Genomic DNA, 3,702 nt, shown 5'->3' on the forward strand with positions numbered 1-3,702 from the left:
TCAGCATCGCCATCGGCAGCAGGAACCAGTGCCCCCGCGCGCAGCAGACCCGGCCCAGCTCGACAGGTCCATCGGTGCTCGACAGAACCGGGCGCTGCAGCACCTCGGCCACCTCACCGCACTCCGGACACACCGTCACGTCCACCACGACCCCTCCCGCATCCCCGCGCCCCGGCCAGCAGGACCTCAGCAAGATCGACACGTCCGCCGCAGAACCCACACATGACCAGGAGCACCCGAACCCGAGTCCCGATACCTGCCGGTGTTCACTGTCTACTCAGGCCACTGCCCGGCCACGCTGACACGACGGACTCGCGGGTCACACCGCCTCGTCGAGTGACTGCGCTGGCGCGGGACGAGGTCCTGCTTGCCGCGGGAAGCCCGGGCCGCCACCGCCCGGGTTTGAGCGCCGGCGAGCCCTATACGGGCGATGACAGCCCGACACCGTCCACTCCTGCCACATCGCCGTGATCACTGCCGCACCCGCCACGCCCGGGTGCACCGACACCGGCGACGGCGAACCCGAGGCCTCGGGCGACGAGCCGGTGCTCACCTTGTCATCTCCGGCGCGCACGGGCTGACGGCCGAGTACGTGGCCAGGGTGAACGCCGAGCACACGATCGTCGTCCGCATGGAGTCCAGCTAGTGGTCGCGCCTGGAGATACGCCGGGGTAAGTTCGCTGCTGGTCTGGGCGAGGGGAAGCGCCGAGTCTCCGTGATCGGTGTGCCAGCGGAGGCTCGTCTGTGATGACCCGCCAGTTCCCGTATGTGATCGAGCTGTCTGATGCGGATCGGGCGGTGCTGGAGCAGCGGTCCCGGGCCTACACTGCCCGCCACGCCGACGTAGTCCGGGCGAGGATTGTGTTGCTGGCCGCGGACGGGCACCAGAACACCGTGATCGCCGCGCGGCTCGAGGTGCACGTGGATGTGGTCGGGACGTGGCGGAAGCGGTTCTTCGAGTCCGGCCTGGACGGGCTGGCCGACCGGCCTCGTCCGGGCCGGCCGCGGTCGTTCCCCGCGGAGGTGGTGGCCGAGGTCAAGGCGATGGCCTGCGAGCCTCCCGAGCAGCGGGGGGTGCCGCTGTCGCGGTGGAGCTCGGCTGAGCTGGCCGCGCGGGCCGTGGCCGAGGGCCTGGTGGTGTCGGTGTCAGCGGCCACGGTGCGCCGCTGGCTGCACGAGGACGCGATCAAGCCCTGGCAGTACCGGTCCTGGATCTTTCCCCGCGATCTGGACTTCGCGGCCAAGGCCGCGCGGGTGCTCGATCTCTACGCCCGCACGTGGTGCGGGATCGCGCTCGCCGACGACGAGTACGTGATCAGCGCCGATGAGAAGTCCCAGCTGCAGGCGGTGTCCCGGCGCCACCCGGAGCTGCCGGCGGGCCCGGGACGGGCCCGGCGGGTGGAGTTCGAGTACACCCGACACGCCACCCTGGCCTACTTCGGCGCCTACGACGTGCACCGCGCCCAGCTGAGGGGCCGGGTGGCCCCGCGCACCGGCATCGCCCCGTTCGCCGAGCTGGTGGCCCAGGTGATGACCACCGAGCCCTACGCCAGCGCCAAGCGGGTGTTCTGGGTGGTGGACAACGGCTCCAGCCACGCCGGGCAGCGCTCGGTCGACCGGATGAGCCAGGCGTGGCCCACCGCGCAGCTGGTGCACCTGCCGGTGCACGCCTCCTGGCTCAACCAGATCGAGATCGTGTTCTCGATCATCGGGCGCAAGGTCATCCGCCCGGTCGACTTCGCCGACCTCGACGCCCTGGCCGCGCGGCTGAGGGCCTTCGAACCCCGCTACAACGCCACCGCCACCCCGTTCGACTGGCGATTCGGCCGCGCCGAGCTCGCCGGGCTGCTGCGCCGGATCGACGCGCACCGACATCCCGACCCGCCCGCGCGGGCCGGCTGAACCCGGGAGGATGAGCTGATGCCGACCCCGCCCACCTCCACCAAGACCAGCCTCGGCCAGCGACTCTCCGCGCACGCCCACACCCGCTGGCCCGCGCTGGCACGGGTCGAGCTCCGCTTCCGCGGCCAGTTCGCCTACCTCACCGGCCACCTGCACGACGGTGAGGTCCTGCCACTGTGTCGGCTGCGCTACGGCGGCTCGGCAAGAACCTGGGGCTTCGCGATCTACCGGGCCAGCCACGACGACTATCAGGACAGCATCCTGCCCACCGGACACACCGCCGGCAGCCCCGAAGAAGCCCTCGACTGCGCGTGCGGCCTCTACCTCAACGACCCCACCGCCTGGAAGGCCGAAACACCGACGAACTAACAGGCAGTACCACTAGCAGTGGGCGGAATGTTGCGGCTGGCCGTAACCCCCGAGTGGCGTTGACCGTGACGACACCCACCACCGGAACGCGGAGGCTGAGTCGTGGACGTCTACTCCCGCCGCAGCGTCGGCTGGCGGTTCAGCACCGTCAGGAACAACGCGCTGCCTCCGCTCACCTGGAGATCACCATGACCGCTCTGCCGTCCAGCCCCCGCATCGCCGCGCCGGCCTACTACCGCGGCCGACCGGTGTCCTTCTGGATCACCCGCCTGTCCCCCCGTCGTCGGGGTCCGCGGGCTGCCAGCCCCGGCCGATCCCAGGACCGACCGCGGACGTGATCGGTGCGCTCGACCCCGAGGCGCTGAGGGTCGTCACCCACGTCAAAGGGTGATCGCAGCGCTACGAGGTGCGGGGGGGCGCCGATCTGTCGGTTCGACGCGGTATGCCGCCGCCAGGTTCGCCGACCACCCACCGAGGAGAAGAAGTCATGACCACCATCACCGCAGCGGTCGCTCGCGAACACCACGCGCCTCTGACTCTCGAGCAGCTAGAACTGGACGACATCCGCGACGACGAGGTGCGCGTGAAGATGGTCGCCACGGGGATCTGCCACACCGACGCGATCGTCCGCGACGGGGTCTACCCGACGCCGCTACCGGCTGTACTCGGCCATGAGGGCGCCGGGGTCGTCGAGGAGGTGGGCAAGGCCGTCACGACTGTGCGCCCGGGCGACCACGTGTTGCTCTCCGCTGCGTACTGCACTCACTGCCAGGAGTGCCAGGCGGGCCGGATGGCCTACTGCGAGAACCTCTTCGCCCAGGACTTCGGCGGCCGGCGCACCGATGGCTCCACCGCTCTGACGGCGGAGGACGAGACGCCCATCTCCTCCCACTTCTTCGGGCAGTCATCGTTCGGCAGCTATGCCAACGTGGTGGAGAGCAGCCTGATCCCGATCGCCCCGGACGCCCCACTGGAACTCCTCGCCCCCCTGGGCTGCGGGATGCAGACCGGCGCTGGCTCGGTCCTCAACGAGCTGCGGCCGCCCGCAGGCTCCTCTCTCGCCGTCACAGGAACCGGGGCGGTGGGGCTGGCCGCGGTCATGGCCGCGCGCGTGATCGGCTGCACCACCGTCGTCGCGGTGGACCTGCACGATTCCCCCTCCCGCCTGACGCTGGCCGAGGAGCTCGGCGCGACGCACATGGTCAAGGCCGGCAACGGCGACCTGCAGGACCAACTGATGGCCGCCACTCGTGGAAGAGGCATCGACTTCGTCCTCGACACAACGGCGAAACCCCAGGTTCTCACCGCAGCCGCCGACGCCCTGGCGATCCGCGGCACGCTAGCCCTCGTCGGCGCCGGAGCCCCTGGGACGGTGGCGCCGTTCGAGATCGGCCAGTCGCTGATCAAGGGCTGGACGTTCAAGACGATCGT

Annotated in this window: 3 protein-coding genes; all 3 read left to right on the forward strand. The window is 70.5% G+C overall.

The window, feature by feature from the left end; all coding sequences use genetic code 11:
* The first annotated feature begins 747 nt into the window (after positions 1 to 747).
* Positions 748 to 1,902, forward strand: a complete 1,155-nt coding sequence (locus JWR81_RS09280) for an IS630 family transposase (RefSeq protein WP_297649469.1) — start codon at positions 748 to 750, stop codon at positions 1,900 to 1,902.
* Between the two features lie 18 nt (positions 1,903 to 1,920).
* Positions 1,921 to 2,271 carry a hypothetical protein gene (locus JWR81_RS09285; protein ID WP_297649470.1) on the forward strand — a complete coding sequence of 117 codons (351 nt, stop codon included), beginning with the start codon at positions 1,921 to 1,923 and terminating at the stop codon, positions 2,269 to 2,271.
* A 487-nt stretch (positions 2,272 to 2,758) separates the two neighbouring features.
* Positions 2,759 to 3,702, forward strand: a 944-nt coding sequence (locus JWR81_RS09290) for an NAD(P)-dependent alcohol dehydrogenase (RefSeq protein ID WP_297649472.1), incomplete at its 3' end; no start/stop codon positions are given.

The organism is Pseudonocardia sp. (genome assembly GCF_025965585.1).
GTDB lineage: Bacteria > Actinomycetota > Actinomycetes > Mycobacteriales > Pseudonocardiaceae > Pseudonocardia.

What these genes read in the sequence shown, in the direction of transcription:
- JWR81_RS09280 (WP_297649469.1), top strand. Translation starts at nt 748, where the DNA reads ATGACCCGCCAGTTCCCGTATGTGATCGAGCTGTCTGATGCGGATCGG.
- JWR81_RS09285 (WP_297649470.1), top strand. Translation starts at nt 1,921, where the DNA reads ATGCCGACCCCGCCCACCTCCACCAAGACCAGCCTCGGCCAGCGACTC.